This window comes from Paraburkholderia sp. GAS206C, assembly GCF_050435645.1.
In the GTDB taxonomy this organism is placed as follows: Bacteria; Pseudomonadota; Gammaproteobacteria; order Burkholderiales; family Burkholderiaceae; genus Paraburkholderia; species Paraburkholderia phenazinium_B.
In genome coordinates, this window is the sequence record NZ_JBNDKR010000002.1 from 265,468 (window position 1) to 290,677 (window position 25,210).

Below are 25,210 nucleotides of genomic sequence, written 5' to 3' on the forward strand. Positions count from 1 at the left end.
GCAGTTGGAAGTAAAAGATCAAAAGGCGATGCCGAGCGTCAGATACGGCCGGATATCCTTGTTACGAATCCCGTACGCGAGGTCGACGTTCACTGGCCCCACCGGACTGCGCCAGCGCGCGCCAAAACCCACGCCGGGGTAGAACACTTTTTCGCCCCATGTGTCGGTGGCCGTGCCGATGTCGAAGAACACCGCGCCGCCCCAGTCATGGGTGAACCAGTGCTGGTATTCGCTCGAAGCTGTGATCAAATATTTGGTCGGCAGCACCGAGCCGTCGACGTTATTGCCGATGCCTTCGTAGCTATACCCACGCACCGAGTTCGAGCCGCCTGCCCGGAACAGCAGCGAGGCCGGAATGCCGCTCGAACTGCCCGACGTGAACACACCGCCGAATTCAGCACGTATCAAGACGAGATCGGATTTGCCGACCGGGAAGTACTGCTGGGCACGCGCATAGAGGCGCCCGAAAGTCTGATCGGCCAGGGCGCCCTTGACCGCGAAACCCGCTTCGACGTGAATCAGGTTGCCGGAGCGCGGAAACAGCGGGTCGTCGGTATTACGGCGCGTCCAGGTCCATGCGGGCACGAGTGCGTGGGCGGTAATCGGTCCGACCGCATTCTGGTCGAGCCTGTCGTCGTAATAGAAGAGCGAGTAGCCGTAGTCCAGGTACTGCGATGTGCGGGTGGTTTGCACGCCGGCGCGAATACTGTAGATGCGGGTATCGGACACATTGGTGGTGCCATACGAGGCCAGCACGCTATTGGTCCACGCGCGCTCGCCCGGCGGCATCGACAGCTGGATCTGGCCGAACTGCTCGATCTGGTCGATCCGGCCGCCCACCGTGAACGGGTACGCTGCGCCGAAGGTATTCAGATACGAGTAGTTGCCCTGCACCTGCGGACCGGTATCCGTGGCGTAACCCACGCCGCCGCGAATGCTGTTGTAGGGATATTCGCTGACCTTCACCCGCACCGGTGTCTCGAGCGGCTTGGCCGGGTCGTTGCCGACGTCGATCGCGACGCTCGCGTAGTACGGCGTGTTCTGCAACTGGCGCTGCAGTTCAGCCACTCGCTGCACGTCGTAAATGGCGCCGACGGAAATCGGATTCACGTTGTCGACGATCTTCGCGGGATAGCGCTCGGTGCCTACCACTTCGAGCTTGCCCATCGTGAAGGTCGGACCGCTGTCGAAGGTGACGGACAGCTTCGCCTCATGCGTGCGCGGATCGATACGTGCCTGCGACTGCGTAATCTTCGCCGCCACATAGCGGCGTGCTTGCAACGCGCGGAGCGCCGCGCTTTTGGCATCGTCCCAGCCGCCCTGCGAGAACGGGTCGCCTTCATGCAGCGAAAAGGCAAAGCGGGTAGCGTTTTCCTGCGCCGGGTCTTCGGTCAGCACCGGCCCGTTGAATGACAGCGTAACGGAAGAAATTGTGGTCTGCGGACCGGGATCGACGCTCACCGTGACGCGCTTCTTGCCGTCGACCGTACGAACGTCGGTGCGCACCACCGGCGAAAAATAGCCCGCGGTGGCGGTCAGGTCGCGCACCTGCTGCGGAGTCGCGGTGACCAGAAAGTCGAACTGGTCGTCGCTGACATCGTCGCGTTTGGCGAAGCGGGCGATATCCAGATGCTCCTCGAGCAGCTTGCGCACCGCGCGCGGCGAGGCCTGGATATCCACCTTGTAAGCTGCGCGTGCCTCGACAGCCGCGAACGCAAGCCAGACCAGACCCAGCGTCAGCCATGCGCGCAACAGCCACGCCGCGCCCGGCGCGTGGCGCGCGAGCCGACCGCGCCGCGCAGCCGGTTTGCCATGTTGCACACGCGACGGTTCGATCGCACAACCCGCCAAACAGGACCTCCGCGGCCGTTGTTGATGAAAGATTCCGCTTGCCGGCCGCTGCGGCGGCCCGAAGCTCGCTATTTGACCACATCGGCGGCGCCTCGCGGGCATCTCGAAATTGGCGGAGGCGGCCTATCCACGCCCTCCCCGGCTGTTCTGGCATGGGCTCTGCAGTTGCGGCTCGCCCGCCTTGGACGTGGCAACCGGGCCGATGTTCCGCGAGTTTTCGCCCACAGGCGACGCTTGCTGTAAAATTGCGTCGACCCGAGCGACGGTCTCAATAACCGCCGCCACCTCCCCATACGGACGTTGAGCCATGTATCAATCGGACATCACGCAGTTCCTGAATCAGTTGAAGGAACAAAAGCCCACCCTCGAGGCGGAACAACGCCGCGGCCGCTCGCTGCTGTGGGACAAGCAGCCGATCGACCTCGAAGAGCGCGCCGAGCAGCAAGCCTCGCGCGTGCAACAGACCGCCTACCAGTACTACCAGAACTTCTGAGCGTGAGTTCCGCCGACGAGGCCCGCGCCGCCAAAGCGGCGCAGCCCGACGCTGCGCTCGCCGCGCCCGCGACCGATTCGACGCCCGATACCGTCGACGGCATTGCGTTCGCACGCCTGTACGGCGAGCCGCTTTTCAAGCTGCCGACCGATCTGTACATCCCGCCGGACGCCCTCGAAGTCTTTCTCGAAACGTTTGAAGGTCCGCTGGATCTGTTGCTGTACCTGATCCGCAAGCAGAACTTCAACGTGCTCGACATCCCGATGGCGGATGTCACCACGCAGTATCTGGGCTACGTCGAGCAGCTGCGGCAGACCAATCTCGAACTCGCGTCCGAGTATCTGCTGATGGCCGCGATGCTGATCGAGATCAAATCGCGCATGCTGCTGCCGGTCAAGAAGGCGGATACCGGCGAGGAAGCCGAAGATCCGCGGGCCGAACTCGTGCGGCGCCTGCTCGAGTACGAGCAGATGAAACTCGCGGCGCAGCGTATCGATCACCTGCCGCAACTCGGCCGCGACTTCCTGCGCGCCGACGTCTATATCGAGCAGAGCATCACGCCGCGTTTCCCGGACGTGAATAGCGAAGATCTGCGCGCCGCCTGGGCCGACGTGATCAAACGAGCGAAGCTCGTGCAGCATCACCGGATTTCGCGGGAAGAGCTGTCAGTGCGCGAGCACATGAGCGTGATCCTGCGCCGGCTGCAGAACGCACGCTTCATGGAGTTCTCGGAGCTGTTCGACACGACGCGCGGCGTGCCGGTGGTGGTGGTGAACTTCATCGCCATGCTGGAGCTGTCGCGTGAATCGCTGATCGAAATCACCCAGGCCGAGCCATTCGCGCCTATCTACGTGCGGCTCGCATACCTGCCGGCATAGGCGGCGCCTCGCATTAGAGTCGCGCCTCACTTCGGTGCGCCGATCCGTAGGCACAGCGCGCGCAAATCCACTACAATCCCGCGCTCCGAACCCGTCATCACCGGAACGGGAGCCTGGCCGCCGAAATGATGCCCCATGCACCATTATCGTGCAAACCAGGTCCTGCGCCGCGCGAGGAAAACACGTCCGACCATGAAAGTCATCAGCTCGATCCACGAATTGCGCGACCAGTTGCGCGGCCAGAACCGCACTGCGTTCGTCCCGACGATGGGCAACCTGCATGAAGGGCATCTGTCGCTTATGCGTCTGGCGCGCCAGCATGGCGACCCGGTGGTAGCGAGCATTTTCGTCAACCGGCTGCAATTCGGGCCGAACGAGGATTTCGACAAATATCCGCGCACGCTCGAAGCCGATATCGAGAAGCTGCAAAGCGAGAACGTCTACGTGCTGTTTGCGCCGACCGAGCGCGATCTGTATCCGGAGCCGCAGGAATACCGCGTGCATCCGCCGCACGATCTGGGCGACATCCTCGAGGGCGAATTCCGCCCGGGCTTCTTCCAGGGCGTGTGCACAGTCGTGATGAAGCTGATGTCGTGCGTGCAGCCGCGCGTTGCCGTGTTCGGCAAGAAGGATTACCAGCAACTGATGATCGTGCGCCAGATGTGCCAGCAGTTCGCGCTGCCCACGGAAATCATCGCCGCTGAAACCGTGCGCGACAGCGACGGCCTCGCCCTCAGCTCGCGCAACCGCTACCTGCAGGCCGCCGAGCGCGCCGAGGCGCCGAAGCTCGCGGCCGAACTGAACCGGGTGCGCGATGCCGTACTGGCCGGCAACCGGGATTTCGCGACTATCGAGCGCGCGGCGATGGACGCGCTGGCCGCACGCGGCTGGCAGCCCGACTATATCGCCGTGCGTAAGCGCTCGAACCTGCTGCCGCCCACCGCGCAGGACATCGATGCGCCGCTCGTCGTGCTCGCCGCGGCCAAGCTGGGCGCCACCCGCCTGATCGACAACCTCGAAATCTGACCAACAGAACACCTGGAAAAAGGCCCAAGAGAACGGTCATGCAACGTCACATGCTGAAGTCGAAGATCCACCGCGCCGCGGTGACTCACTGCGAGCTGCATTACGAAGGCTCGTGCGCGATTGATGAAAATCTCCTCGAAGCCGCGAATATCGTCGAGAACGAACGCATCGATATCTGGAACATCAACAACGGCGAGCGTTTCTCGACCTACGCAATCAAGGGAGAGCGCGGTAGCGGGATGATCTCGCTGAACGGTTCGGCGGCGCGGCGCGCGCAACTGGGCGACCTGGTGATTATCGCCACGTTTGCGATGGTGGAAGAAGCGGAACTGAAGGCAGGCTGGAAGCCCGATCTGGTGTTCGTCGACGACAAGAACAAGATCAAGGGCAGCCGCGACCACGTGCCCACCCAGAACTGGACCTAAGCCGGCCCGCTTTCAATCAGGCCTTGGGAGCCTTGCGTTCGAGCCATTCGACGATCGGCTGCCACTGCTCCAGATCCTTTTCGACCCGGCTCTTTGCCACATCCCACAGCGTCAGGCCGTGCGCCGCAAGTTGCACGTAGTTCTGGGTGTCGCGCAGATAGCCCAGCACGGGCAACTCCAGTCCCTCGACAAAACGGTGTAATTGCTCGGCCGAGCGCGTGCGGGCGTCGACCCGCATGCCCACCACGCCGATTTCAATCCCCCCCTTCCTCACGGCCTTTTCCTTGGCGAGCCGCTCGAGAAATTCCTGGGTGGCGAGAATATCGAACAGCGACGGCTGCAGCGGCACGATGACCTTATCGGCCAGATCGAGCGCAATGCCGAGCCGGCTGCCGTGCAAACCCGCCGGCGTATCGATCACGGCGTGCTCCAGTCCTTTGGGCGGCTTGACCGGCGTCTCCTGGTCGATTTCCCAGACTTCGATGGGCGGCAGCGTGGCGGGCCGCAGTTCGAGCCACGCGTGGGCCGAATGCTGCTTGTCCAGGTCCGCCAGCGCGACCCACTCGCCTGCCGCGGCGAAATAGCCCGCCAGATTGGTCGAGAGCGTGCTCTTACCCACGCCGCCCTTCGGATTGGCCACCACGATTACCGTCATGAATACTCCCGGGAAGATGGCTGGCGCCGCCAGCCGGATTGCCGCTTCTAGTCTGATCTTGCGTCGACCCCGTCGATCCAGCCGTTGATAATATCGATAAATCGAGTTGGACCGAAACCCCGAAGGGGCATTTGGGCTGCCATTCTTACAAAAAAGGAGCGAATACGATGAGCAAATTGCGCGCAGGTTGCACGGTCGAGAGCCTGATGGAGCGTCAGCGGGGCAGCTTGCCCGATATGCTGGGAGTGCGGGTGATCGCGCTCGAGGAAGGTTCGCTCACGGCCGAATTGACCGTGCGGCGCGAGTTGCTGGCGCCGAACGGCTTTCTGCATGCGGCAAGCGTGATCGGCCTGGCTGACACGGCCTGTGGCTATGCGTGTATTGCCCATCTGCCGGAGACGGCGCGCAGTTTCACCACGATCGAGTTGAAGAGCAACTTCCTCGGCACCTGCGTCGACGGGACGATCCGGGCGGTCGCCAGGGGCGTGCATCTGGGACGGACAACGCAGGTATGGGATGCCACTGTGTCCGATCCGAACGGCAAGACGATTGCGCTGTTCCGGTGTACGCAGATGGTGCTGGTGTGAGGTGAGCGCGCGGAATGGTGGACGCAGCTTTGCTCCCGCTGGTCACACTGTTCCGACAAAACGGTAAAGAGCAACAGTCGACCTTGCAGATATAGATTGGCGCGATATAATGTATCTACCATTATGTAGATACGTGAGGCTTCGATGAACTTGCAGGTGGCAAAATGGGGTAATAGCCTTGCGCTTCGTATTCCCGCGGACTACGTGCGCCATATCGGCATCCGGGAGGGCGACCAGGTTCAGGTGAACCTGACGGTCGATGGCGGCATCAGTATTCACGCCGCAAAATGGGATCGTCGCGCTTTTGCGCTGGAACTGGAAAAGACGCGCGAGTCGATGCCGATGACGGAATCGGTAATGGAAGAGCTTCGGCGCGGAGCGCGCTACTGATGGTGTATGTCGATACGAGCGTGCTTGTCGCACTGTGCGTCAAAGAGGCGATGAGCCCCGCCGTGGCACAGTGGTATGCGGTCTGCTCCGAAGAACTAGGATCCGCGACATGGTGCGTGACCGAATTTGCCAGCGCCTTGGGCATCAAGCAAAGAACGAAACAGATATCGGCAGAACAAGGCATGCTCGCGTGGCAAACGTTCGAACGTCTTTGCGCCAGCGATCTGCAACTACTACCCGTGGAGCCGTCAACCTTCCATCGCGCTGCCGAGCTGACCCTGGATGCTACAACAGGCCTCCGTGCAGGGGATGCGCTGCATCTCGCGGCCGCTCTCGATGCCAACGCCAACAGTTTGGCGACACTCGATGACGTCCTGGCGCGCAATGCCAAGCGGATGAAGATCAAGCCCTTGGCATTTTGAGCGCTGTGTGCGGCAAGTGGCACTCGGCAATATTGGTCAGCGAAAAAGTAAAAACCCGCTCCGGCGTCTGCCAAAGCGGGTTTGCTGGCGGCTCGAATTTGCCTTTGACGCGCGATAGACCAACCGCCATATTTGTTCGACAACACTGCCCGTACGAGACCAGTTAACTCGTACGTGGCCCCTCAAGCCGTCACCGCCCGCGGCACCTTCGCTCCGGCAAGTGCGCCCACGCCGCCGCCAAGCAGCGACTGCACCACCAGCGTCACTGCCCAGAAGGCCGGATATTCCCAGCCGCCGTTCGGCGACGCGAAACCCCAGCCGTTATGCAGGTGAGCGGACATCGCGCCGAGCATGAACGGCAGCAGCACCAGCGCAACCCAGCGAACCTGCACGCCAAGCAGCAAGGCGATGCCGCCTGCCAGTTCGACGAACGCCGTGACATAGCCGAGCCAGCCCGGCAAACCAAGCGATTCGAAAAAATGCGCGGTGCCAGGCAACGTGAAGACGAAAATCTTCTGCAGGCTGTGCGCGAGATACAAGACGCCGAGAGCAACACGCAGGAGCGTGGCAGCGAAATCGGCTGAACGGTTCGAGTTCATCAAGAGTCCTTGTCAGTTGAGTGGGACGGCGCACGCGCGCCATCGATAGACCGGACTGTATTCGAACCGTGGAGTGAGAAAAACTGCGATTCAGACTTAGATTATTTCCGCACAGGAGTTAATAGTCTCAGGCGAACTGGCCGCTTTCTGGAGGTAGCGCGCTTGCGCAGACCGGCAGCGGGTGCGCAGTGAGCAGACTCGCAGTACTACTGCATAAAGCGCGGGCTACGCAACGCAGCATTGCCAGACGGTGGGGGACGGAGAAGACCGGGGCTCGTCCTTCACCCCGCCGGACCAGCGGTGCCCTGCTGCGCGTCGTGCGCGCGCGGCGCAGGAATCAGCGCCTCATGGCCGCCGTCCTGCAACAGGATCAGGGGATAGCCGAACGCGCGGCTCGCCAGCGCCGGTGTCAACACGTCGCGCACCGGGCCGGCGAATGCTCCGCCCACGCCATCCAGCAGTAACCCGTGTGTCGCGAAGCGCCGCGCAAGGTTCAGGTCGTGACATGAAAACACTACCGTGCGCTTGCGCTCCGTTGCCCAGGCGGTCAACGCCTCGAGGCAGTCGATCTGGTGATGCAGGTCGAGATGCGACAACGGTTCATCGAGCAGCAACAGCGGCGCATCCTGGCACAGCACGGCGGCCAGTGCCACGCGCTGGCGTTCGCCGCCGGAGAGCGACAGCACGTCGCGCGATGCGAAGTCCGTGAGTCCCAGCAGGTCGAGCGCGGCATGCGCCGCCGCGCGATCGCCCGGACGCTCCCATCCCCAGCCTGCGAGGTGCGGAAAGCGGTTGAGCATCACGATCTCGAGCACGCTGGCGCTGAACGCGTCGTGCGCACTTTGCGGCATCAACGCACGACGCCGCGCGAGCGACACAGGCGGCCACGCTGCGACGCGCAAACCGTCCAGCTCAACGTGGCCTGCTGCCGGCTGCGACAGACCGGCCAGCGTCGAGATCAAGGTGGTCTTGCCGGCACCGTTCGGTCCAGCGATGCACCAGACTTCGCCCGGATAGAACGTATGCGTGAAGCGATCGAGCAGCGTGCGCTCGCCGGCGCGCAACGTCACCTGTTGCGCGCTCAGGGTCGATCCAGTGGAAGCCGCTGGCGGTGTTGTATGTATTCTCATCGCGGCCTGCGCAAGAGCATCCAGAGAAACACCGGCACACCGATCAGCGCCGTGATCACCCCCACCGGCAATTGAGCGGGTGCAATCACCGTACGCGCAACGAGATCCGCGCCCATCACGGCCACACCGCCGCCAAGCGCGGCAGCGGGCAACAGCATGCGTTGATCGTTGCCGAACGCGAGTCGCAACGTATGCGGCACAACCAGGCCCACGAAGCCGATCGTCCCGCCAGTCGTCACAGCAGCAGCGGCTGCGAGCGACGCCACCAGGTAGACACGCAGACGCAGGCGCATCACAGGGACGCCCAATGCCTGCGCAGCCGCATCGCCGCGCAACAGCACGTTGAGTTGCGGCGCAGCAGGAAGAATGGCCGCCAGCACAACCGCCAGCGCCGCGAGTGCGATCCAGGGCAAGCCACCACCGTTCAGATCGCCGGTGAGCCAGAACAGCATTCCGCGCAGGCGGTTATCCGGTGCGAGGGTCAGCAGTAACGTGATCAGCGCGCCCCACCCCGCTGCAATCACGGCACCCGTCAATAGCAGACGCGGCGACGTATCCTGCGGTTCGCCACGCCACAATTCGCGGCGCGCCAGACCGAGCACCAGCAGGATCGAGACGAACGCCCCGGCAAACGCGCTCGCATCGACGAGCCACCACGCGCAGCCGGCCATCATCGCGAACAGCGCAAAGCTCGCGGCACCGCCGGATACGCCGAGCACATACGGCTCAGCGAGCGGATTGCGCAATAACACTTGCAGCAAGGCACCGGCGACGGCAAGCAATGCGCCGCATGCGAAACCGGCTAACGCTCGCGGCAAACGCAGCGAGCGCACGATTTCTGCTGCGAGACCGGCAGGTGCGCCGGAGTGAGAAGGGAGCGGCATCAACGCAGCAAACACCCGGGCGGGCGTGAGCGGGACGCTGCCGAGCGCAAGCGACGCCAACAGCACAGCGAGCGCCAGAATGGCGAGCACACACCAGATGGCTGCAGCACGTCTCGCGTGCATGACCGGCATCGTGCGTGCGAAGATTCGGTTCATCCGCGCAGCCCCACGGCCGCGGACACAACGTCATAGCTGTTGCGAGCAGGGCGCGGGACACACGTTGCGACGCGGGATGTTGCAGATGTAGGCCGGCTCATAATCCTGGGTGGCGGGCGTCGTCCCCGTTTCCGATTGATCAGCATGCACCGGACAAAATTGCCTGCGCATTGCCCGCAGGCACTGAAGTGCCGCAAGTTTAGGAGCGCCCGCAGAACGCGTCAAGAAAGGTCAAGCAGGCTGCTTTTGGTGCGATGACAGACGGATGAATTTTTGGTTCGGAGGGACGTTCAGGCCGATTCCGCCAGCGAAGTCTGCACAAAGCGATGCTGTTACGTCTCGAAACGAGACAATTGTCGGAACCTGCGACATTCCGCGCTAAAATGCGATGTCTTTAGAGGACGCAGCACATGCTCACCGAACTCGAAACACTTTCACAGAATATCGGCAGACTGATTGCGATCAGTCAGCGCCACAACGAAGCGCGTCAGGCGCTCGAAACCCAGCTCGCCCAGGTGCGCGCCGAAGCCGATGCAACACGTGCAGAACTTGCGCAGATGCGCGAAGAACGCGACGCACTGCAAGCGGAGCGCGATGCGCTGTCAGCGAAGATCGACGACGCCCAGGTGCGCCTGAACGCGATCCTCGAAAAATTGCCGCGTGCACGCGCTCAAAACGAGCCGGACAATCAGCTCGATCTTCTCGCGCCCGAGCTCGAACTCAATGCGCATCACGAAGAAGAAGCCGGTAGCGCCGTCACCCGCCACGGAGAAAACGCATGACCACCAAGCAGATCGAAGTATCGATTCTCGGCCAGCCGTATCGTCTCGCCTGCTCGCCGGAAACCGAAGCTGCACTGCTGGAAGCCGTGGCACGCGTCGACGCAGAGATGTCGAAGATCCGCTCGCACAGCAACGTGCGCGGCATCGATCGCATCGCGGTCATGGCTGCGCTCTCGCTGGCATCGGAACTGCTTAAGCTGCAATCGAGCGTGCGCCATGGAGAAGCATTTCCCGCAGAGGAAATCCGGCGTACAATGCACCAGATGAACGAACAGCTAGGTACTGTGATTCAGCAGTACAGCGTGCAGTAAAAAGGTCTAAAGTAGTCGTACGGTCAAATTCAGAATCCAGACGAAGTGCGTGATCAAGGATCAGCAAACGTCTGAGTTCAATCTGTTTAGCTTCCCTGCCTGGTTCGCCAAGGTCATATATTCCTTGAACCAATGCCATGTGCACGGTTGTGGAAATTTGCAGCACGGGTGTGCGCGTCACTCTGTCTGATGTACCCGAAGTGCTGCTAACTGCGACCAATTCTGAACTCCCGGTTCAGGATGCCGGCCTAGCGGCTAAGGCGGGGACCTTATCAAACGGCATCGGACATGGGTCCGGTGCCGTTTTTCTTTTTGGTGCCCAATTTAACGCTCAATTCAACCTTCCATTCGATTCATGCGCTACTGGCTAATGAAGTCCGAACCGGACGAAGCAAGCATCGACCACCTCGCCCACGCGCCGCATCACACGTTGCCGTGGACCGGCGTGCGCAACTATCAGGCACGTAACTTCATGCGCGACGTGATGAAGATCGGCGACGGTGTGCTGTTCTATCACTCGAGTTGTCCCGAGCCGGGCATCGCCGGGATTGCAGAGGTGTCGTCGACGCCCTATCCCGATCCCACGCAGTTCGATGCGAAGAGCCCGTACTACGATCCCAAATCGACGCCTGAGACACCCCGCTGGGTGCTCGTCGACGTCGTATTCAAAAAGAAAGTGCCGCTGATTCCGCTGGCTGCGTTGCGCGAGCATGCTGAACTCGCCGACATGCGTGTGCTCGCCAGAGGCAACCGTCTGTCGATCACGCCGGTCACCGAGGCCGAGTGGCGCTTCATCACAAAGCGGCTTGTTTGAAGTGGCTGCAGCTGTTCATGCTTGTTGTGCAGCGAGTTTGCGCAGTACTTGCGTGGCGTGTCTGAAGACGCAAATGCGATCGCAGTTGCTCGTGTGACCGTGGGTCGCAGCAAGGCAATTGTCAAGTTGGGGAACCAAGACAGCCGTGTGTGCGCCTAACTGGCTCGCAAGCGTCATGCCATCGGGTAGAACGATCAATCCCGCTACTGGCACGCAGCGCTAGTCGTGCGTGGCCTCTTGCAGGTCATCGCACGAACTCAAGCACGAGTCATCGCGCATAACCGCTCAAGCAAGGAGTCCAATACAAATGACGCAAAAAAACGCACGAGCCATCGCACTTGCCATGGCTCTCGCCACTCCCCTCGCGTTCGCATCCGCCGCGGTCCACGCACAAACCGTCACGCAGGCGGAGCCGTCGGGCGTGCTGTCACTGAATGCGCAAGCCAGTGCCGAAGTCCCGCAGGATGTCGTGGACATCACGCTCTTTTACGAACAGGAAGCAAGCGACCCGTCCGCGCTCACCAGCACGCTGAACCAGCGTGCCGATGCAGCACTGCGTCAGGCCAAGGGCGTGAGCGGTGTCACCGCGCGCACCGGATCGTTTGCGATTTCTCCGTCAACCGATCGCGACGGACGCATCTCCGCATGGCGTGGCCGCACGGAAGTCGTGCTGGAGTCGCATGATTTTGCCGCGGCCTCGAAGCTCGCCGGGCAGATGGCATCTAACATGCAGGTCGGTAACGTGCAGTTCTCGCTCTCGCCAGAAGCGCAGCGCGCCGCCGAACAGAAGCTCACCGGCGAAGCGATCGCCTCGTTTCGGCAGCAGGCCAGTGCCGGTGCTCAGGCATTCGGCTATAGCAGCTATTCGATCCGCGAGGTCACCGTCGGGCATAACGGCGTGATGCCGCGTCCCATGATGATGATGAGCGCGCGCGTCATGGGCGCTGATGCCAAAGCAGCTGCGCCGCTGCCGCTCGAAGCGGGTACGTCGACCGTGAGCGTGAATGTGTCGGGTTCGGTGCAGATGAAGTAACCCACTTGTAGGCCGCAGTAAAACAAAACGCCACGGCATGCCGTGGCGTTTCGTCATTCAGGCAGAGGTGCAGCCCCGTCTGGATGCCTAGATGGACGCTCAGTTCGCGCCGACCGGCTTGGCCGCTTCGCGGTCCTTGCGTCGATACGCCCACACCAGGATGAGCACGCCAACGATGATCATCGGCAGCGACAGCCACTGCCCCATCGACAGTCCCATCGCCAGCAGGCCGAGGAAGTCATCCGGCTCACGGGCGAATTCCACCGTGAAACGGGCAAGGCCATAGCCGATCAGAAACACCGCAGATATGGCGCCCAGCGGACGCGGCTTGCGCGAGAAGAACCACAATACGAAGAACAGCGTGACGCCCTCGAGCGCGATTTCATACAGCTCCGACGGATGCCGCGGCAGCATGTGATATTGCGCGAAGATCTCGTTCAGATGCCACTTTGCGGCCAGTTCCGGATGCCGTGAGAGCCAGACGGCGTCGTCGTTCGATGCGCCCGGAAACATCATCGCCCATGGCGCATTCGGATCGGTGACGCGGCCCCACAGTTCACCGTTGATGAAGTTGCCCAGGCGCCCTGCGGCAAGCCCTGTGGGTACCATCGGCGCCACAAAGTCCGTGACCTGCAGCCACGAACGACCGCGCTGATAGGCGAATAGCACCATCGCCAACGTGACGCCGAGAAAACCACCGTGAAACGACATGCCGCCTTCCCACACCTTGAAGATGTCGAGCGGATGCGCGAAGTAATAGTCAGCCTTGTAGAACAGCACGTAGCCAAGACGGCCGCCGAAGATCGTACCGAGCACGCCGTAGAACAGCATGTCGTCGATATCTTTGGCGGTCCAGCCTTGCGCTGCGACGTACGGCAGACGCAGGCGCAGCCGGCCGACGACGATCGCCAGAATAAATGCCACCAGGTACATCAGGCCGTACCAGCGCACGGCGAGCGGCCCTAGATGGATGGCGATCGGGTCGAAATTGGGATGAATGTGCATCGTGTTGTTATGGGCAGTTCAGGTTCAAAAGCGGATTCAATAAGGCTCAACAAGACTCGACGGTGGCCGCATGCGCCTGCACGATACCGATAAAGCCGGCCAACACCGGACTTACCTGCGCCGTGCGCCAGACCAGCCCCGTCTCGATGGCCGGCACCGATTCGCGCAGCGGCCGGTACACCACGCCGGTGCGGCGCAGATTACGCAGCGATTGCGGCACCAGTGCGACACCCATGCCGGCCGACACCAGGCTCACGATCGTCTGCATCTGGATCGCCTCCTGCGCGATACGCGGCGTGAGGCCCGCGACGCCGTAGCAATCCATAATGATGTCATAAAAGCCAGGCGCGAGACGCCGCGGGAAGATCACGAGCGGAGCATCGGCGACATCGCGCAGGCTGATTGGCGCGTCGCGCCACTCAGCGCCGGCCGATGCGCCCCGCCCTTCGACACGCGCCGCCATCTCGGACGACATGGCGATCACCAGCGGCTCGCGCGCGATCGGGAGCCACGACAATTGCGCCGCATGGCGCGGTGGCAGCGGCGCAATGACCAGCCCCGCGTCGATGCGGCCGGCCACCAGTTCCTCGATCTGCACGTCGCTGGTCGCCTCGGTCAACTGCAGACGCACACGCGGATGACGCGCCCCGAAGTCGCGCAGCAACGAGGGCAACAGACCGTAATCCGCAGTAGAAACGAACGCCAGCGACAGCAGCCCTGCCTCGCCGCGTGCGAGGCTTTGCGCGAGCGGCCGCAGCGCCTCTGCGCTGGCGAGCAGACGCCGCACTTCGGGCAACAGGTCGGCTCCCACCTGGGTCAGCTCGACCGACCGCTTGGTGCGTGCAAACAGCGCGACGCCAAGCGTCTCCTCCAGCGCACGGATCGCCTGCGACAGCGGCGGCTGTGTCATGGACAGGCGGGCGGCCGCGTGGCCGAAGTGCTTTTCTTCGGCCACGGCGATGAAATAGCGCAACTGGCGCAGATCGGGCGTGATGGGCAACATGATCGATACATTTTACGACCTAATGGCCTCTAAATAATATATTGGACGCGCGCATCGAGAAACCGCACGCTTGCGCGACGCACCACCGGCTAAACTGGACCAAGAACAACCTGGAGATCCCCATGCCGTACAACCGTCGCTCGAAGAACATCACACAAGGCGTCTCGCGCTCGCCGAATCGCTCGATGTTTTACGCCCTCGGCTATCAGAAGGAAGACTTCGACAAGCCGATGATCGGCATCGCCAACGGCCATTCGACCATCACGCCGTGCAACGCCGGCCTGCAGCGTCTCGCTGACGCCGCGGTCGTCGCCGTCAAGGGCGCTGATGCGAATCCGCAGATCTTCGGCACGCCGACGATCTCCGACGGCATGTCGATGGGCACCGAGGGCATGAAGTACTCGCTGGTGTCGCGCGAGGTCATTGCGGACTGTATCGAGACCTGCGTGCAGGGTCAGTGGATGGATGGCGTGGTCGTGATCGGCGGTTGCGACAAGAACATGCCGGGCGGCATGATCGGACTTGCGCGCATGAATGTGCCGGGCATCTACGTGTATGGCGGCACGATCCGTCCGGGCAATTGGAAGGGCGTCGATCTGACCATCGTGTCGTCATTCGAAGCGGTAGGTGAATTCACCGCGGGAAGGATGTCGCAGGAAGATTTTGATGGGATCGAACAGAACTCATGCCCCTCCACAGGTTCGTGCGGCGGCATGTACACCGCCAACACGATGAGCTCTTCGTTCGAAGCCTTGGGCATGTCGCTGCTGTACTCGTCGACGATGGCCAATCCGGATCAGGAGAAGGTGGATTCGGCGGCTGAATCGGCGCGCGTGCTGGTCGAAGCGGTCAAGAAGGATCTGAAGCCGCGCGACATCATCACGAAGAAGTCGATCGAAAACGCCGTAGCCGTGATCATGGCCACCGGCGGCTCGACCAACGCCGTGCTGCACTATCTCGCCATCGCTCACGCGGCCGAAGTGGAATGGAGCATTGAAGACTTCGAGCGCATGCGCAAGAAGGTGCCGGTGATCTGCAACCTGAAGCCGTCGGGCCAGTATGTGGCCACCGATCTGCACAAGGCAGGCGGTATCCCGCAAGTCATGAAGCTCCTGCTCGACGCAGGCATGCTGCACGGCGACTGCATCACGATCACAGGCAAGACGCTCGCCGAAGAACTGAAGGACGTGCCGGCCAAACCGCGTGCGGACCAACAGGTGATCTTCCCGATCGACAAGGCTTTGTACAAGGAAGGGCACCTGGCAATCCTGAAGGGCAACCTGGCCACGGACGGTGCGGTCGCCAAGATCACAGGTCTGAAGAATCCGGTGATCACCGGCCCTGCCCGCGTGTTCGACGACGAGCAAAGCGCGCTGGAAGCGATTCTCGCGGACAAGATCACGGCCGGCGATGTCGTGGTGCTGCGCTATCTTGGCCCGAAGGGTGGCCCCGGCATGCCGGAGATGCTCGCCCCGACTTCAGCGATCATCGGCAAGGGGCTCGGTGAGACCGTGGGCCTGATCACCGATGGCCGCTTCTCCGGCGGCACGTGGGGCATGGTGGTGGGCCACGTCGCGCCAGAGGCGTTCGTGGGCGGCACCATCGCCTTCGTGCAGGAAGGCGATTCGATCACCATCGACGCACACAAGCTGCTGCTGCAACTGAACATCGACGACGCCGAACTCGCACGCCGCCGCGCGGCGTGGCAACAGCCGAAGCCGCGTTACACGCGTGGCGTGCTGGCCAAGTACTCGGCGTTGGCGCTGCCGGCCAACAAGGGCGCAGTGACTGGCTAACGCCGCGAGCACGCTTAAGAAACACAAAGGGGCGCACGAAAAAACCGTGCGCCCCTTTCCTTTTATAATGCCTCCACCACAAGTCGGGCACCTGCACCGACGGAGACCAGAATGAAATCAACGTCGTATGCAGCACTGGCGCTTGCGGGAGTTCTCGCAACCAGCGCCCCGGCGCAGGCGGAGCCCGCACCCGGCCTCGCGCTGGCGCAGCAGCAGAACTGCATGAGTTGTCACTCGGTGAACCGTCCGTTCATGGGACCGGCTCTGCATGACGTCGCGGACAAATACGCTTCACGCGCCGACGCGGAAACCTACCTCGCCCATAAGATCATCGACGGCAGCACAGGCATCTGGGGACAAGTGCCGATGCCCGCCAACACCCAGCTCACGCCCGATCAGGCCGCGATCCTCGCCAGCTGGATCCTGACGCTGAAATAAGGCCTTCGAATTAACTAACGGTAGCGGGTGGCGGGCGGTCATCGCCAAGCGCCCTGCCACCGTCACACGCTCAATGCTCAGGCGAACGCCGCCCAATTTCTTCTTCGACCGCTTCGCGCACCCAGCCGGTCATCTCCGTTTCGAGCGCCAATGCGACTTCCCGCGTAATCTGGTTGACCAGCCACGTGGTGTGATCTTGCAGCGCATCACGGCAGCGCGCTTCGATCACCGAACGCCCTTCTCCGGTGAGATAACTGGCAAACCGTCCACGCAGACGTTCGGCCAGCACGTCGGCATCGAGGCTGCGAACCGGCACGACAGGCTCGGGAGCAGTCGCGCGGGCAAAGTGGAAGGCGGAAGTGGCCTCGAAGGGAGCAGGCTCCGGCGCGCCGGCCAGTTCGAACGGCGCCGGCGGCTCGGGCAACTCGAAGGCCTCCACGTGGGCATGGGTCACGCTGTGGACGGTTACGCCGTCAGCCGGCTCCACGTCCGGCACCTGCTCATGAGCCGCCGTGTCGGCGGCAGCCCACTCGCCAGCGGCCCTGTCATCCACGGGCGCAGCGTCGGCCTCCGCGCCTCTGAAGGGCCGCCGGTAATCGGGATTGCCCGGCACGAGGACCTCGTCGAGGACCGGTATCGAGGTGTCGAAATGAGTATCGGACGAATCGGGCACGAATAGACTCCGTCGATGAATCGGGCGATATAGCGAAGCCGCGTGGCCACCCGGCGCGGACCCTGCCGGTGTGCGGCGGCGTCCAGACCCAGTGGCACGGCGACGCTAGCCGCCCTGCTTGTAGTTGTTTAGAGCATAGCCGCGATCGCGATAAAAGCGATAGCGTTCGCGGCCCGCGGACAACTCGTCTTGTGCGTTACCGACCACTTCCAGCAATCTTTCGAAGCGGGCGAACTGCGCCGGCACTTCAGCGCCCAGATTCAGCAGAACCTGATAGTGCGGCACCCGGTCGGCACTGGCTGTCAGCACGATCGGCGTTTGCGCGGCGAGCGGGCTGTCGGCGTAGCAGTGCGGCACGAAGTCGAGCGGCGAAAAGGTCCACAGCTGCTCGTCGAATGCGCGCAGCCGCGGCGGCTCGGCCAGCACGACAGTCGGCTGGCCGGCCAGGTACGCCTTGCGCGCGAGGCGGCACGCGTACAACAGCGAATCGCCGACGTTCGAGTGAAAATCGATTCTCGTCATCGGCGGGTCCGCCTCAGCGCCTCAACACGCGCATCGGTACTGCGATGGATCATTGTGCAGTGCGACCGTCAGCGGCCCTGTCGATCAGGAACTGCGACAGAAGCGGCACCGGACGGCCCGTTGCTCCCTTCGCGGCACCGCTCTTCCATCCCGTGCCGGCGATGTCGAGGTGGGCCCACGGGTACGCTTCGGTAAAGCGCGACAGGAAGCACGCCGCCGTGATGCTGCCGCCAGGACGTCCGCCGATGTTGGCGAGGTCCGCGAAGTTCGACTTCAGCAGGTCCTGATATTCCTCGTCGAGCGGCATGCGCCATGCCGGATCGGACGCTTCGCGCGAAGCGTCGAGCAGCTCACCCGCCAGCGCGTCGTCTTTCGAGAACAGCCCGCTGTTGTGGTGACCCAGAGCGATCACGCAAGCTCCGGTAAGGGTTGCCACGTCGATCACGGCTGCCGGCTTGAAGCGCTCCGCATAGGTCAGCGCATCGCACAGGATGAGACGGCCTTCCGCGTCGGTGTTCAGCACTTCGATCGTCAGGCCCTTCATGCTGGTGACGATGTCGCCCGGCTTGGTAGCGGTACCGGACGGCATGTTTTCGCAGGTCGGGACGATCACTACGAGGTTGATCTTCAGGCCCATTTCCGCAACCGCGCGCATGGTGCCGAGAACCGAACCCGCGCCGAGCATGTCGTACTTCATTTCGTCCATGCTGTCGCCCGGCTTGAGCGAAATGCCGCCGGTGTCGAACGTAATGCCCTTGCCGACCAGCACCACCGGAGCAGCCTTGGCCGGGCCGCCCTGGTACTGCAGCACGATGAACTGGGGCGGTTCGACCGAGCCGCGCGTAACCGACAGGAACGAACCCATGCGCAGCGCTTCGAGCTGCTTCTGGCCGAGCACTTCGACCTTCAGCTTCCAGTCTTTGGCGAGCTTTTTCGCCGTGTTGGCAAGGTACGTCGGAGTGCAGACGTTGCCCGGCAGGTTGCCGAGGTCGCGCGTCAGATCCATACCGTTGGCGAGCGCAGCGCCTTGCTTGGCAGCGACCTTGGCGCCTTTCTCGTCACCGGTGTCGACGCTGAATACGACGCGCTTGAGCGCCTTCGGCGTGGTATCCGGCTTGCTCTTCATCTGCGTGAACTTGTACGACAGTTCGCGCAGCGCGAGGATGGCCGAGCGCACGGCCCAGTCGGCCGAGCGTTCGAGGATAGGCAACTGGGCCAGCGTAAACGTGACCTGGACGATCTTGGTTGCCAGGATGGCGCGCCAGGCGGCCCGCACGGCGTCGCCGTAGGCTTTCTGGGTGAAAGCGTCCTGCTTGCCGAGGCCAACCAGCAGGACACGCGAAGCACCGATACCGGACACTTCATGAAGGAACAGCGTGGTACCGCTCTTGCCGTCCATGTCACCGGCTTTGACGATACGGGTCAGGAGACCCTTGGTGGCCGCATCGATCTCCAGTGCGGCGCCCGACAGCGTTTGCGACTCGAAAATGCCGATCACGATGCAATCGGACTTTCCAGTCAGGAACCCATTCGAGGAGCCTTTGCTCCAATCACAGGCTTTTATGCTAAAGTCCATCGCGCTTGTCCTCGGATAAAATCTGGGCTTAGGATGAAAGCCGCAATTATCCGCTATTTTTCCCGCGGCGGCTGCACGGGGCTGACGGGATGCTCCCGGACCACCCCCAAGGCACGCACTCTCTTCCTCAACAATGATCTTTGAACGCTCCCTCCAGCGCGAACTCGCGTACACGGCTGGTGCCGTGTTCATGGTTCTCCTCACGCTCGTGCTGACGACGATGATGATCCGGATTGTCGGCTTCGCCGCTTCCGGGGAGATCGATCCACGCGACGTGCTGGTCCTGATCGGCCTGACCGTGATCGGCTATCTGGCCATCATGCTGGTCGCGACCCTGTTCGTCTCGATCCTGTTCGTCCTGACACGCTGGTACAAAGATTCGGAAATGGTGGTCTGGCTGGCCTCGGGCGTGAGTCTCACACGCTTCATCCGGCCCATCGCCGTGTTTGCGACGCCCATCATCATCCTCATCATGTTCTTCGTGTTCGTCGGCTGGCCGTGGTCGAACCAGCAGAGCAAGCTGATCCGCGCGCGCTTCCAGCAGCGCGACGAGGTCTCACTGCTGGCGCCTGGCCAGTTCCGCGAATCGACGGTGAGCCACCGGGTGTTCTTCATCGAAAAGATGTCGCCGGACCAGTCGCGCGTCGAGAACGTGTTCGTGACCAGCACCGAAAACGGCAAGGTCAACGTGGTCGTATCGAAGACCGGCCATACCGAGACCCACAAGAACGGCGACCGCTTCGTCGTGCTTGAGAACGGCCGGCGCTACGACGGCGAGCCGGGCAAGCCGGATTTCCGCATCATGGAATTCGAGCGCTACGGCGTGAAGATCCAGAGCCAGCCGGTGATCAACGTCCCGACCACCACCGGTACGCCGACGCTCGAACTGTTACGCAACCCGAACAAGGACAACCTCGCCGAGTTTGCCTGGCGAGCCGGGTTGCCGCTGATCGCGATCAACCTGATGCTGCTGGCGATCCCTTTGGCTCACCAGAATCCGCGACGCAGCCGCACGATCAACCTGGTGATGGCAGTGCTGATTTATCTGACCTATTCAAACCTGTTGAACGTTGTGCAGTCATGGATCGAGCAAGGCAAGATGTCGTTCCCCGTGGGGCTGCTAGGCCTGCACGTGATCGTGGCAGCGATTGTGGCGTTCATTTTCTGGCTGCGGGTGCGCAATCGGCCCTTGTTTACGCGAGCGACGTTCCGACGCTCGTCGCAGGGAGCCTGACCGATGCGGATCTATGAAAAGTACTTCGCCAGTCAGGTCTACCTGTCGTTTATCTTCGTGCTGTTTGCGTTCTCGGGTCTGTTCTTCTTCTTCGACCTGATCAACGAACTGAATTCGGTCGGTCACGGCAACTACAAGTTCCAGTATGCGGTGCTGCGGGTGGCGCTGCAGACGCCGTCACGCTTCTACGAAATCATTCCTGTGGCGGCGCTGATCAGCGCGATCTACGTGTTCGCGCAGATGGCGGCGAACTCCGAGTACACGATTTTCCGGGTGTCGGGCCTCGCGACGAATCAGGCGCTGCGTTCGCTGCTGAAGATCGGTATTCCGTTGGTGATCCTGACTTACATCATCGGCGAAGTTGTCGGACCTTACACGGACCAGTTATCGGAGCGGGTGCGGCTGGAGGCGTTGGGTTCGGCGGTGTCGACCAACTTCGAGTCTGGCGTATGGGTGAAGGACACGTTGACCGCGCGCGCGGACGGCGAGCAGGTAACGCGTTTCGTGAACGTCGGCAAGCTGCAGCCCGACGCCACGATCACCGACGTGCGCATCTACGAATTCGATTCGAAATTCCGCCTGTCGAACGTGCGGATTGCGCAGAGCGGGAAGTTTCAGCCACCGGGCCACTGGTTGCTGAAGGACGTGACGGATACGCAACTGATCGACGTGCCGCCGGTTGCGGGCACGCCTCAGGATGCGCTTAATCCGGTGTACCGCGCGAGTCAGGTGACGGTACCGGAATACTCGTTGCGCTCGGAGTTGACGCCACAGATTCTGTCGGTGCTGCTGGTGTCGCCGGACAATATGTCGATGTTCAACCTGTTCCGCTACATCCAGCATTTGCAGCAGAATCATCAGGACACGCAACGGTATGAGATTGCGTTGTGGCGCAAGCTGCTGTATCCGTTTGCGGTACTGGTGATGCTGGTGCTGTCGTTGCCGTTTGCGTATCTGCACACGCGCGCGGGCGTGGTGGGGATGAAGGTGTTTGGCGGGATCATGCTGGGGATGAGTTTCCAGCTGTTCAACACCTTGTTCTCACATATGGGGATGTTGAATACCTGGCCTGCGCCTTTGACTGCGGCGACGCCTGGGTTGGTTTATCTGGTGCTTGGGCTGGTTGGGTTGAAGTGGGTGGACCGGCATTAGGGGTGGGGCCATGGCGTTGCATGGGATTGTGCTATTTGGACATGGGGCTCGGGATCCTCGCTGGGGGGAGCCTTTTGGGCGGCTGGCGGCTAAATTGCAGAGTGCTTATGGCTCCGCCGGGCCTGTCTCGCTGGCGTTTCTTGAGTTGATGGAGCCGGATCTTTCTTCTGCTGTTGCTGCGCAGGTTTCTCTTGGGTGTTCCTCTGTTACTGTTGTTCCTGTGTTCTTTGGGCAAGGTGGGCATGTGAGGAGGGATTTACCTGCGGTGCTGGATAATTGCCGTGCTGCGCACCCGGGAGTCACTATTCATTGCTCTGATGCCGTTGGCGAAGATGATTCTGTGCTTGAGGCTGTGGCTCAGTATTGCCTTCGGCAAGTGATCGGGTGACTTTTTTTCCCTCTCTCCGAGGGGTTTGCCTGCGGCGCCTTGGTTTGGCGGTTGCTCTTGCGATGTTGGCCTTTCCTTGCGTTCTTAGTGGTCTATTAGCGATGCCCCTGTGCGGGGCGGCACTTACTTTCTTTGCCGCCGCAAAGAAAGTAAGCAAAGAAAGCGGGCTTCAAACCGCTAGCCGGTAGGTGTCCACCACTTGTGTGAACGCGGAGTGGTCCGCGCACGCAACCTGCCCTCGCACCACACCCGTTAGTGACAAAGGGCTCATCCACCCCACTCCGCACTGCGCGCGTCGCGGATGGGTCTGCAAGGGAAGGCGGGGGGTGCCGGAACACGTACGCTCCGCACATTACGGCCCCACCGAAGCGCAAGACGAAGAGGCTGCCTTAGCCAGCCGAATGCAAGCCTCAGAATATGCGCCATATAGTTAGTAAGCCTACGGATCTAGTGGAAGAACTTATGCCGTGCGAGGACTCATGCCGTACGAGCACATATGCCGTGCGAAGAGTTATGCCCGACGGCGGAGCGCGTAGCGCGACGCTGGAACGGATGAGTGCCTTGTCACTAGGGGGGATGGTGCGAGGGCGGGTTGCGTGCGCGGACCACTTCGTGTTCGCGCCAGTGGTGGACACCTACAGGCTAGCGGTTTAAAGCCCGCTTTCTTTGCTTACTTTCTTTGCGGCGGCAAAGAAAGTAAGTGCCGCCCCGCACAGGGGCGAAGCTAATAGACCACTAAGAATGCAAGGAAAGGCCAACACCGCAAGAACACGGACAAGCGCCGCGCAGGCAAAAAAACACTTTCATGCCGCACTAAGCAACGCTTCCAAAGAAGAAACCTCTTGCCCGGCCCGCGCGGCAAACCCCTGCCCGATCATCAGAAGACTAGGCTGCGAAGCATCAAGCCACTGCTGCGCGGCACCCGCAGCAAGATCAGAAAGCGTAAGTGTGAGCATCCGCTCACGAGCCGTGCTGCAAGCCTCAACAATCGCCACAGGAGTACCCCCATCGCGCCCCGCGTCGATAAGCTCCTGCGCAATCTCCGGCCCACTATCCCTGCCCATATAAAACACCAGCGAATCCGCATTCACCTGCTCACGAATCGCCTCAGTATCAGCCGCCCGGCTATGAGTAGCCAGCGCAACGCTACGAGAAACCCCTCGCAACGTCAAAGACCGCTTCAAGGCCGCCGCACTAGCCAGCGCAGCAGTAATCCCCGGCACAACCTCATATTCGATCCCCGCCGCCTCCAGCGCCCGCATCTCTTCATCGGCGCGCCCAAACAACATCGGATCCCCGCCCTTCAGACGAACCACAACCGCGTGTTCCTGCGCGGCATCCACGATCTGCTTGTTGATGAACTGCTGCGCCGTCGACAGTTGCCCGCACCGCTTGCCCACCGCAATCTTGCGCGCATGCGGCGCGTACTCGAGCATCGCCGGTTCAACCAGCGCGTCGTGCAACACCACATCCGCCAGACCCAACAGTCGCGCGCCCCGAACCGTGATGAGATCCGCGGCCCCTGGCCCTGCACCGATCAGATACACCTTACCCATTTGCCTCAACCCCATTCGTACGGTCCGTGCAAAACCCCAAGCCGCGGGCGAGCGCCCATCTGGCGCTCCTTCAAACCCTTACGCCTTAAGCCGAAAACGCCCGGATCATTCCGGCCGCCACCGTGTGATGCGTCGCCTCGTCAATCAGCACGAATGCCCCCGTGCCCTGATGCGAGTCGTACACGTCGCACACCACAGGCTTCTGCAGCGTCAACGCCACCCGGCCAATGTCGTTCATCGTCAGATCGTGACGGTCCGTCGCGTGCGACAGCGTATGCACGTCCAGCACCTGTCTGATCGCACCGATCCGCGCAAACACGGTGTTCGTCGTCTGCTTCAACAGATACTTGCGTTGCGTCGACAAAGGCGTGTCGTCGAACCAGCACAAGTCGGCTTCCAGCTTCTTCGCCGGTTCCGGTGCCGCTTCGCGCAGCACGAACGTGTCGCCGCGCGATACGTCCACGTCTTCCGCGAGGCGAATCGTCACCGTCTGCCCCGCGAATGCGCGTTCTACCTGTGCCGTGCCGCCTGGCACCGGGGCGATGATTTCCGCCACCGTCGCTTCGCGGTTAGCCGGCAGTACCACGATCGTGTCGCCCACCTTCACTTCGCCCGCTTCGATACGGCCCATGTAGCCGCGGAAATCGTCCGCCTGGCTGCCGTCCTGGCGTGCCACCCATTGCACCGGGAAACGCAGCGCCTGACCGGTCGGAATCTCTACCGGCAACGCTTCGAGCAGGTCCAGCAGCGGCTCGCCGCCGTACCACGGCATGCGTTCGCTCAGCGTCACGATGTTGTCGCCTTTGAGCGCCGATACCGGCACGAAGCGCACATCGGCCAAGCCCAGTTGACGCGCCAGTTCCACATACGCATCGCGGATTTCGTTGAAGCGCGTCTCGCTGTAGTCGACCAGATCCATCTTGTTGATCGCCACAATCACGTGCTGCAAACCAAGCAGTTTGACGATCGCGCTATGGCGCTTCGTTTGCGGCAGCAGTTGCGCCACACCGTCCACGAACGTGACGCGCGTGGCATCCACCAGGATGATCGCCGCATGCGCCGTCGATGCGCCCGTCACCATGTTGCGCGTGTACTGCTCGTGGCCCGGGGTGTCGGCAATGATGAACTTGCGCTTGGCCGTCGCGAAGTAGCGATACGCGACGTCGATCGTGATGCCCTGCTCGCGTTCGGCTTCAAGGCCGTCCGTCAGCAGCGACAGATCGATTTCGTCGCCTACGGTGCGCTTGTTTTTAGCGCGCGATAGTGCGGACAACTGGTCCGAAAGCACCGCCTTGCTGTCGTAAAGCAGACGCCCGATCAGCGTGCTCTTGCCGTCGTCGACGCTGCCCGCCGTAATAAAGCGCAGCACGCCAAGGTCTTGCGGTTGATGAATACTCATGATTTCCCTACCTCTGTCGACCGGAGTGGGCG

Annotated in this window: 28 protein-coding genes and 1 other RNA gene; 17 read left to right on the forward strand and 12 right to left on the reverse strand. The window is 62.0% G+C overall.

Annotated features, from left to right (window positions below; genetic code table 11):
- Positions 1 to 18 precede the first annotated feature (18 nt).
- Complete coding sequence (locus tag P3T20_RS05550; protein ID WP_429286305.1) at positions 19 to 1,851, reverse strand: autotransporter assembly complex protein TamA; 1,833 nt, start codon at positions 1,849 to 1,851, stop codon at positions 19 to 21.
- A 307-nt stretch (positions 1,852 to 2,158) separates the two neighbouring features.
- Here P3T20_RS05550 and P3T20_RS05555 point away from each other — a divergent pair, with 307 nt between their 5' ends.
- From P3T20_RS05555 to panD, 4 genes are all read left to right on the forward strand, one after another.
- A complete protein-coding gene (locus tag P3T20_RS05555) occupies positions 2,159 to 2,344 on the forward strand; it encodes a DUF3460 family protein (RefSeq protein WP_074265491.1) in 186 nt (61 codons plus the stop codon).
- Positions 2,345 to 2,346: 2 nt separating this feature from the next.
- Complete coding sequence (locus P3T20_RS05560) at positions 2,347 to 3,222, forward strand: segregation and condensation protein A (protein WP_074265492.1); 876 nt, start codon at positions 2,347 to 2,349, stop codon at positions 3,220 to 3,222.
- Positions 3,223 to 3,414: 192 nt separating this feature from the next.
- Complete coding sequence (gene panC, locus P3T20_RS05565; RefSeq protein ID WP_429286306.1) at positions 3,415 to 4,248, forward strand: pantoate--beta-alanine ligase; 834 nt, start codon at positions 3,415 to 3,417, stop codon at positions 4,246 to 4,248.
- A 38-nt stretch (positions 4,249 to 4,286) separates the two neighbouring features.
- Positions 4,287 to 4,673, forward strand: a complete 387-nt coding sequence (gene panD, locus P3T20_RS05570) for an aspartate 1-decarboxylase (protein WP_074265493.1) — start codon at positions 4,287 to 4,289, stop codon at positions 4,671 to 4,673.
- A gap of 16 nt (positions 4,674 to 4,689) precedes the next feature.
- Here panD and P3T20_RS05575 read toward each other — a convergent pair whose 3' ends face one another.
- Positions 4,690 to 5,328 (reverse strand): AAA family ATPase, encoded by a 639-nt coding sequence (locus P3T20_RS05575; protein WP_429286307.1) that lies wholly within the window; start codon positions 5,326 to 5,328, stop codon positions 4,690 to 4,692.
- A 167-nt stretch (positions 5,329 to 5,495) separates the two neighbouring features.
- On the opposite strand from P3T20_RS05575, the gene P3T20_RS05580 reads away from it, so the two are divergent.
- From P3T20_RS05580 to P3T20_RS05590, 3 genes are all read left to right on the forward strand, one after another.
- Positions 5,496 to 5,915, forward strand: a complete 420-nt coding sequence (locus tag P3T20_RS05580; protein WP_429286308.1) for a PaaI family thioesterase — start codon at positions 5,496 to 5,498, stop codon at positions 5,913 to 5,915.
- 144 nt (positions 5,916 to 6,059) lie between these two features.
- Complete coding sequence (locus P3T20_RS05585; protein ID WP_074265496.1) at positions 6,060 to 6,305, forward strand: AbrB/MazE/SpoVT family DNA-binding domain-containing protein; 246 nt, start codon at positions 6,060 to 6,062, stop codon at positions 6,303 to 6,305.
- Positions 6,305 to 6,727, forward strand: a complete 423-nt coding sequence (locus tag P3T20_RS05590; protein ID WP_429286309.1) for a type II toxin-antitoxin system VapC family toxin — start codon at positions 6,305 to 6,307, stop codon at positions 6,725 to 6,727. Before P3T20_RS05585 ends, P3T20_RS05590 begins: the two co-directional genes overlap by 1 nt.
- Positions 6,728 to 6,909: 182 nt before the next feature.
- Here the strand turns inward: P3T20_RS05590 and P3T20_RS05595 are convergent, their stop codons facing one another.
- From P3T20_RS05595 to P3T20_RS05605, 3 genes are all read right to left on the reverse strand, one after another.
- Entirely contained in the window at positions 6,910 to 7,326 is a 417-nt protein-coding gene (locus P3T20_RS05595; RefSeq protein ID WP_429286310.1) for a DoxX family protein, read from the reverse strand.
- 281 nt (positions 7,327 to 7,607) lie between these two features.
- Positions 7,608 to 8,456 carry an ABC transporter ATP-binding protein gene (locus P3T20_RS05600; RefSeq protein ID WP_429286311.1) on the reverse strand — a complete coding sequence of 283 codons (849 nt, stop codon included), beginning with the start codon at positions 8,454 to 8,456 and terminating at the stop codon, positions 7,608 to 7,610.
- Entirely contained in the window at positions 8,453 to 9,496 is a 1,044-nt protein-coding gene (locus P3T20_RS05605) for a FecCD family ABC transporter permease (protein ID WP_429286312.1), read from the reverse strand. The genes P3T20_RS05600 and P3T20_RS05605 overlap by 4 nt, the downstream gene beginning before the upstream one ends.
- 410 nt (positions 9,497 to 9,906) lie before the next feature.
- Here P3T20_RS05605 and P3T20_RS05610 point away from each other — a divergent pair, with 410 nt between their 5' ends.
- The 5 genes from P3T20_RS05610 to P3T20_RS05630 all read left to right on the forward strand — a co-directional run bounded on the left by P3T20_RS05610 (position 9,907) and on the right by P3T20_RS05630 (position 12,436).
- Entirely contained in the window at positions 9,907 to 10,278 is a 372-nt protein-coding gene (locus tag P3T20_RS05610; protein WP_074265501.1) for an ATPase, read from the forward strand.
- The gene (locus tag P3T20_RS05615; protein ID WP_074265502.1) at positions 10,275 to 10,589 is read left to right on the forward strand and encodes a cell division protein ZapA; all 315 of its coding nucleotides are present in this window, start codon (positions 10,275 to 10,277) and stop codon (positions 10,587 to 10,589) included. The genes P3T20_RS05610 and P3T20_RS05615 overlap by 4 nt, the downstream gene beginning before the upstream one ends.
- 89 nt (positions 10,590 to 10,678) lie before the next feature.
- Positions 10,679 to 10,860, forward strand: a non-coding RNA gene (ssrS, locus tag P3T20_RS05620) — 6S RNA.
- Between the two features lie 84 nt (positions 10,861 to 10,944).
- On the forward strand, positions 10,945 to 11,403 hold the full coding sequence (locus P3T20_RS05625) for an EVE domain-containing protein (protein ID WP_074265503.1): 459 nt from the start codon (positions 10,945 to 10,947) through the stop codon (positions 11,401 to 11,403).
- A 307-nt stretch (positions 11,404 to 11,710) separates the two neighbouring features.
- Complete coding sequence (locus tag P3T20_RS05630; protein WP_429286313.1) at positions 11,711 to 12,436, forward strand: SIMPL domain-containing protein; 726 nt, start codon at positions 11,711 to 11,713, stop codon at positions 12,434 to 12,436.
- A gap of 99 nt (positions 12,437 to 12,535) precedes the next feature.
- On the opposite strand, the gene lgt is transcribed toward P3T20_RS05630, so the two are convergent.
- Positions 12,536 to 13,441: a prolipoprotein diacylglyceryl transferase gene (gene lgt / locus P3T20_RS05635; protein ID WP_074265505.1), complete on the reverse strand. Its 906-nt coding sequence runs from the start codon at positions 13,439 to 13,441 to the stop codon at positions 12,536 to 12,538.
- Positions 13,442 to 13,487: 46 nt separating this feature from the next.
- Positions 13,488 to 14,444 (reverse strand): LysR family transcriptional regulator, encoded by a 957-nt coding sequence (locus P3T20_RS05640; RefSeq protein WP_429286314.1) that lies wholly within the window; start codon positions 14,442 to 14,444, stop codon positions 13,488 to 13,490.
- 122 nt (positions 14,445 to 14,566) lie between these two features.
- Between P3T20_RS05640 and ilvD the strand changes: the two genes are divergently transcribed.
- Together ilvD and P3T20_RS05650 are read left to right on the forward strand one after the other, a co-directional pair.
- Entirely contained in the window at positions 14,567 to 16,240 is a 1,674-nt protein-coding gene (ilvD, locus tag P3T20_RS05645; protein ID WP_429286315.1) for a dihydroxy-acid dehydratase, read from the forward strand.
- Positions 16,241 to 16,351: 111 nt separating this feature from the next.
- Positions 16,352 to 16,678 (forward strand): c-type cytochrome, encoded by a 327-nt coding sequence (locus P3T20_RS05650; protein ID WP_074265508.1) that lies wholly within the window; start codon positions 16,352 to 16,354, stop codon positions 16,676 to 16,678.
- A 70-nt stretch (positions 16,679 to 16,748) separates the two neighbouring features.
- Here the strand turns inward: P3T20_RS05650 and P3T20_RS05655 are convergent, their stop codons facing one another.
- The 3 genes from P3T20_RS05655 to P3T20_RS05665 form a co-directional block, all read right to left on the reverse strand.
- The gene (locus P3T20_RS05655; protein ID WP_429286316.1) at positions 16,749 to 17,351 is read right to left on the reverse strand and encodes a DUF2486 family protein; all 603 of its coding nucleotides are present in this window, start codon (positions 17,349 to 17,351) and stop codon (positions 16,749 to 16,751) included.
- A 105-nt stretch (positions 17,352 to 17,456) separates the two neighbouring features.
- Positions 17,457 to 17,873 (reverse strand): DNA polymerase III subunit chi, encoded by a 417-nt coding sequence (locus P3T20_RS05660; protein WP_074265510.1) that lies wholly within the window; start codon positions 17,871 to 17,873, stop codon positions 17,457 to 17,459.
- 49 nt (positions 17,874 to 17,922) lie between these two features.
- Complete coding sequence (locus P3T20_RS05665) at positions 17,923 to 19,449, reverse strand: leucyl aminopeptidase (RefSeq protein WP_074265511.1); 1,527 nt, start codon at positions 19,447 to 19,449, stop codon at positions 17,923 to 17,925.
- Positions 19,450 to 19,582: 133 nt separating this feature from the next.
- On the opposite strand from P3T20_RS05665, the gene lptF reads away from it, so the two are divergent.
- The 3 genes from lptF to P3T20_RS05680 are packed head-to-tail and all read left to right on the forward strand — an operon-like array spanning position 19,583 to position 22,223.
- Positions 19,583 to 20,683, forward strand: a complete 1,101-nt coding sequence (lptF, locus tag P3T20_RS05670; RefSeq protein ID WP_074265512.1) for an LPS export ABC transporter permease LptF — start codon at positions 19,583 to 19,585, stop codon at positions 20,681 to 20,683.
- A 3-nt stretch (positions 20,684 to 20,686) separates the two neighbouring features.
- Positions 20,687 to 21,835 (forward strand): LPS export ABC transporter permease LptG, encoded by a 1,149-nt coding sequence (lptG, locus tag P3T20_RS05675; protein WP_074265513.1) that lies wholly within the window; start codon positions 20,687 to 20,689, stop codon positions 21,833 to 21,835.
- A 10-nt stretch (positions 21,836 to 21,845) separates the two neighbouring features.
- Positions 21,846 to 22,223, forward strand: coding sequence for a sirohydrochlorin chelatase (locus P3T20_RS05680; RefSeq protein WP_074265514.1), 378 nt, complete (start codon positions 21,846 to 21,848; stop codon positions 22,221 to 22,223).
- Between the two features lie 803 nt (positions 22,224 to 23,026).
- Here the strand turns inward: P3T20_RS05680 and cobA are convergent.
- Complete coding sequence (gene cobA / locus P3T20_RS05685) at positions 23,027 to 23,779, reverse strand: uroporphyrinogen-III C-methyltransferase (protein WP_074266171.1); 753 nt, start codon at positions 23,777 to 23,779, stop codon at positions 23,027 to 23,029.
- An 85-nt stretch (positions 23,780 to 23,864) separates the two neighbouring features.
- On the reverse strand, positions 23,865 to 25,178 hold the full coding sequence (locus P3T20_RS05690) for a sulfate adenylyltransferase subunit 1 (protein ID WP_074265515.1): 1,314 nt from the start codon (positions 25,176 to 25,178) through the stop codon (positions 23,865 to 23,867).
- Positions 25,179 to 25,210 lie beyond the last annotated feature (32 nt).

Excerpts from the sequence above, each read along its gene's own strand:
- P3T20_RS05555 (WP_074265491.1), top strand. The coding sequence starts at position 2,159 with ATGTATCAATCGGACATCACGCAGTTCCTGAATCAGTTGAAGGAACAA.
- panC (WP_429286306.1), top strand. The coding sequence starts at position 3,415 with ATGAAAGTCATCAGCTCGATCCACGAATTGCGCGACCAGTTGCGCGGC.
- panD (WP_074265493.1), top strand. The coding sequence starts at position 4,287 with ATGCAACGTCACATGCTGAAGTCGAAGATCCACCGCGCCGCGGTGACT.
- P3T20_RS05575 (WP_429286307.1), bottom strand. The coding sequence starts at position 5,328 with ATGACGGTAATCGTGGTGGCCAATCCGAAGGGCGGCGTGGGTAAGAGC.
- P3T20_RS05580 (WP_429286308.1), top strand. The coding sequence starts at position 5,496 with ATGAGCAAATTGCGCGCAGGTTGCACGGTCGAGAGCCTGATGGAGCGT.
- P3T20_RS05585 (WP_074265496.1), top strand. The coding sequence starts at position 6,060 with ATGAACTTGCAGGTGGCAAAATGGGGTAATAGCCTTGCGCTTCGTATT.
- P3T20_RS05590 (WP_429286309.1), top strand. The coding sequence starts at position 6,305 with ATGGTGTATGTCGATACGAGCGTGCTTGTCGCACTGTGCGTCAAAGAG.
- P3T20_RS05595 (WP_429286310.1), bottom strand. The coding sequence starts at position 7,326 with ATGAACTCGAACCGTTCAGCCGATTTCGCTGCCACGCTCCTGCGTGTT.
- P3T20_RS05600 (WP_429286311.1), bottom strand. The coding sequence starts at position 8,456 with ATGAGAATACATACAACACCGCCAGCGGCTTCCACTGGATCGACCCTG.
- P3T20_RS05605 (WP_429286312.1), bottom strand. The coding sequence starts at position 9,496 with ATGAACCGAATCTTCGCACGCACGATGCCGGTCATGCACGCGAGACGT.
- P3T20_RS05610 (WP_074265501.1), top strand. The coding sequence starts at position 9,907 with ATGCTCACCGAACTCGAAACACTTTCACAGAATATCGGCAGACTGATT.
- P3T20_RS05615 (WP_074265502.1), top strand. The coding sequence starts at position 10,275 with ATGACCACCAAGCAGATCGAAGTATCGATTCTCGGCCAGCCGTATCGT.
- P3T20_RS05625 (WP_074265503.1), top strand. The coding sequence starts at position 10,945 with ATGCGCTACTGGCTAATGAAGTCCGAACCGGACGAAGCAAGCATCGAC.
- P3T20_RS05630 (WP_429286313.1), top strand. The coding sequence starts at position 11,711 with ATGACGCAAAAAAACGCACGAGCCATCGCACTTGCCATGGCTCTCGCC.
- lgt (WP_074265505.1), bottom strand. The coding sequence starts at position 13,441 with ATGCACATTCATCCCAATTTCGACCCGATCGCCATCCATCTAGGGCCG.
- P3T20_RS05640 (WP_429286314.1), bottom strand. The coding sequence starts at position 14,444 with ATGTTGCCCATCACGCCCGATCTGCGCCAGTTGCGCTATTTCATCGCC.
- ilvD (WP_429286315.1), top strand. The coding sequence starts at position 14,567 with ATGCCGTACAACCGTCGCTCGAAGAACATCACACAAGGCGTCTCGCGC.
- P3T20_RS05650 (WP_074265508.1), top strand. The coding sequence starts at position 16,352 with ATGAAATCAACGTCGTATGCAGCACTGGCGCTTGCGGGAGTTCTCGCA.
- P3T20_RS05660 (WP_074265510.1), bottom strand. The coding sequence starts at position 17,873 with ATGACGAGAATCGATTTTCACTCGAACGTCGGCGATTCGCTGTTGTAC.
- P3T20_RS05665 (WP_074265511.1), bottom strand. The coding sequence starts at position 19,449 with ATGGACTTTAGCATAAAAGCCTGTGATTGGAGCAAAGGCTCCTCGAAT.
- lptF (WP_074265512.1), top strand. The coding sequence starts at position 19,583 with ATGATCTTTGAACGCTCCCTCCAGCGCGAACTCGCGTACACGGCTGGT.
- lptG (WP_074265513.1), top strand. The coding sequence starts at position 20,687 with ATGCGGATCTATGAAAAGTACTTCGCCAGTCAGGTCTACCTGTCGTTT.
- P3T20_RS05680 (WP_074265514.1), top strand. The coding sequence starts at position 21,846 with ATGGCGTTGCATGGGATTGTGCTATTTGGACATGGGGCTCGGGATCCT.
- cobA (WP_074266171.1), bottom strand. The coding sequence starts at position 23,779 with ATGGGTAAGGTGTATCTGATCGGTGCAGGGCCAGGGGCCGCGGATCTC.
- P3T20_RS05690 (WP_074265515.1), bottom strand. The coding sequence starts at position 25,178 with ATGAGTATTCATCAACCGCAAGACCTTGGCGTGCTGCGCTTTATTACG.